The organism is Pseudomonas sp. A-R-19, assembly GCF_019956575.1.
Classification (GTDB): domain Bacteria; phylum Pseudomonadota; class Gammaproteobacteria; order Pseudomonadales; family Pseudomonadaceae; genus Aquipseudomonas.
Map to the genome: position 1 here is coordinate 1 of NZ_JAHBDR010000016.1, position 3,057 is coordinate 3,057.

The 3,057-nt window shown below is 59.3% G+C and carries 3 protein-coding genes; 1 reads left to right on the forward strand and 2 read right to left on the reverse strand.

Annotated elements, in window-relative coordinates; all coding sequences use genetic code 11:
• Positions 1 to 1,058 (forward strand): DUF6396 domain-containing protein (locus KGA88_RS01090; protein WP_223588307.1); only part of this gene is annotated, 1,058 nt, incomplete at its 5' end.
• On the opposite strand, the gene feaR is transcribed toward KGA88_RS01090, so the two are convergent.
• Together feaR and paaX are read right to left on the reverse strand one after the other, a co-directional pair.
• Complete coding sequence (gene feaR / locus KGA88_RS01095) at positions 989 to 1,903, reverse strand: transcriptional regulator FeaR (RefSeq protein ID WP_223588309.1); 915 nt, start codon at positions 1,901 to 1,903, stop codon at positions 989 to 991. The two genes, KGA88_RS01090 and feaR, sit on opposite strands and share 70 nt — an antisense overlap.
• Positions 1,904 to 2,004: 101 nt before the next feature.
• Positions 2,005 to 2,928: a phenylacetic acid degradation operon negative regulatory protein PaaX gene (gene paaX / locus KGA88_RS01100; RefSeq protein ID WP_223588311.1), complete on the reverse strand. Its 924-nt coding sequence runs from the start codon at positions 2,926 to 2,928 to the stop codon at positions 2,005 to 2,007.
• Positions 2,929 to 3,057: the final 129 nt, after the last annotated feature.

The following is a 3,057-nucleotide window of genomic DNA, read 5'->3' on the forward strand; positions in this document are numbered from 1 at the left end:
TCAATCTGCAGAATGGTGCCATGCGCGGTACTTTCAAACTCCGAGGTGAGGAGCATTTGCGCATGAGTGAGCAACTGATCAACGCCGGAGTGGCAACGGGATATTACTTTGTCGGCATCTTCCTGCAAAACGGTTCGGCGGGGCTGCAGAAAGATCACGAAATAGCGTTGCGTTACTACCGTAAAGCCGCTGATGAAGGTAATGCGCTAGCTCAAGCTTATGTCGCAGACAAGTTGGCGCCGATCAACATTGCCCCGGACGTTGCCCGGCAAATGCGCCGTTGCGCAGGGGAGCAAGGAAACGGCAAAGCGGCAAGAGCACTTGGTGTTGACTTGTCGATAGATGGGCATTTTCAAGAGGCGCTCGAAGCATTCCAACTCGGAGTGGAAGCTGGAGATGAGACTTCAGCCGGTTTTATTGAGGAGGGATTTCGAGGGCCAGAACCTACGAATGAATTGCACTACCTCGGCCAACAGGAAGACCTCGAACGCGCCGATCGCTACAAAAAAATCTGGAAAATCCTCTCGGGCTACTCCTACGCCAATCCCAAGGTCCCCGAAATCAACGAAATCCTCCCGCTGCCGCCTGCCCCGTTACCCGCCTGGGACGGCAAACTACAATGGCTCGAAGAACGCCTGGCCAATGTCCCACCTGAAAAGCCCAGCGAAGCACTGATTCACCAACTGGCCAAAGCCAAAGTCCTCGAACCTGCGACCGGCCGGCCCATGCCAGGCTCCTCGGCCTTTATAGAGATCGACTACATCAAAAGGCCGACCTGCACCAGCGGCCAAGCCTGCACGCATACCGGTTATTGGCAGGCGGAACGTATCGCCGGTCAATCCTGGTCACGCCTGGAAAAAGGCGAGCCCCGGCTCTTCGAGAAGGGTAAGATCCTGCCAACCCGTTTCACCAGAATTCGCGCGTTATCGTTGACGACCATCGCGAGCAGGCTCGCTCCTACAGGGTTATGCGGTGTTCATGTAAACGATCAAGCATGCCGCTTGCGATACTCCCCCGGCGCAATGCCGAAGCGTGATTTGAACGCCGTCGAGAAGTAGCTCGAATCGGAAAAACCCCACGAATACCCCAACACCGACAACTTCTCCTCCCTGCCTGAGCGGCGCAGGGATTCGGCGCACAGGTCCAGGCGGCGGTTCTTGATGTAGCGCGCCACCACCAATCCCTTCTTGGCAAACATCCGGTACAGGCCGCGGGTGGACATGCCGACTTCCCGCGCCAGCCATTCCGGGCACAAGTCTTCGGAGCGAATGTTTTCGTCGATGCAGGTGAGCGTCTTGCGGAAGATGCGCTCGTGGGAGTCTTCGCCATCCTCGGCCTGGCTGATGGCCGGGCGCAGCAGGCTGACAATCGCCTCCAGGGTCGCTTCGCTTTCCTGGCGGGTCAGGTGCTGTTGGTGGGTGGCATCGAGGATCAGCCGGTGCGAGAGCATCGCAATGGGCGAGGTCGCGGCGATCCGGTGGCCGCAGCGGACCTGATTGAAGCGCAGGGTTTGCTCGACCAGTTGGTACGGCAGGATCAACGACAACTGCCGGGAGTTTTCGCTGTAGGTGAAATCGCTGGGCCGCGCGGCATCGATCAGCGTGATGTCGCCGGGGGACAGCAGGACCTTGTTGTCGCCCTGGGCCATGCCCGCTGTACCGTCGAGCTGGAACACCGCGAAATACTTGCCGCCCTCACCCGCCGCAACTTCCTGGGGCGTACGGTACAACCGCGCCTGGCACGCGTCGACGAAACTGAGCTTGAGCGCATCGCTCTGGTATTCGCGGATGCGCCCGGCAAATTCGCTGCCCAGGGGTTGTGCGTTGAAGGCGCCGCAGATCTGGTTGATCTGATGGATCCACTGGTCGAACCCATCATGGCGCTGTGCTTTGGTAGAAATCATGTCAGGCCTCACGCAGGCTTATTTTTATTGTCTACGTCAATCCACACGACATCGGATGCTTCGAGTCTCCTGAACCGCACCACTCCCTGAACAATGACGTGTTATTTCAGTCCGCCAAAACGCCGGTAGAAGCTTTCACCGACATCCGGCAACGGGCCGTCGGCCGTTTCCAGTGCAGCGTTCAGCCATTCTTCGGCCTTGGAGTAGATCAAACGATAAATGTTGCGGCATAACTGGCGGGCGGCGCGGCCTTCCCAATCGCCGGGCAGCAACTCGTCCGGCAATTGCGGGTCGCGCAGCAGCAGCTTGCGGTACTCGTGAATCAGCAGTACCCGCGCCAGGAAGCAGTCGGCCGGTTGCAAGTTTTCCTGCTCGCGCAGCGCTTGCCACAGCGGCCGGAACAGCTGGATGAATTCGCTGTAGTGAGCGGCCAGCTCCTCGATGTTCCAGCTCTCGCGCACTTGCAGGCGCAGCGCCTTGGAGGCCAGTACGTCCTGGGCGGTGGTCTCGAAGACGATGGTGTCTTCCTGGACGCCCAGGTCAAGCAGGGTCGCGTTGACGTCGGAACGGTCACTGCGCGGGCAGGCCAGCACCATCGGCGAAATCGCGCCGAAGCCTTGCCACTCCAGCTCCTCGCGCACTTGCTTGCGTTTATCCTGGGTCAGCTGCGAGAGCATCACCAGGCACCAGGAACCATCCCAGGCCGGCATCGTGGTGCTGTAGACCCGCTTGAAAGCCTTGTCGAAACGCCGGCGACCGGTGCCGGTCAGGCTGTAGTAACTGCGGCGGCCGACTTTCTCGGCGGTCAGCCAGCCCTCCTTGGTCAGGCGAAAAATCGAGGTGCGGATCAGCCGTTCGTTGATGCCGATCGGTTCGAGCAATTGAATCAGGCTGCCCAGCCACACGGTGCCGCCATGGGGTTCGATGGCATCCCCGTACAACGTGATGATCAAGGAACTGGCGCGGATCGGCGTCTGCTCCTGGAAGCGGGTAATCAGATGGTTCAAGGGAGTCAGGGACGACATGGGCGTTCCGTGCAAAAAAAGAAAAGGAATATACCGAAAGCCAACTGGTTAAGCCCAACCCCTTGTAGGAGCCGGCTTGCTGGCGATGGTGTGTCAGGCGACACCAAGGTAGCTGACACACCATCGCCA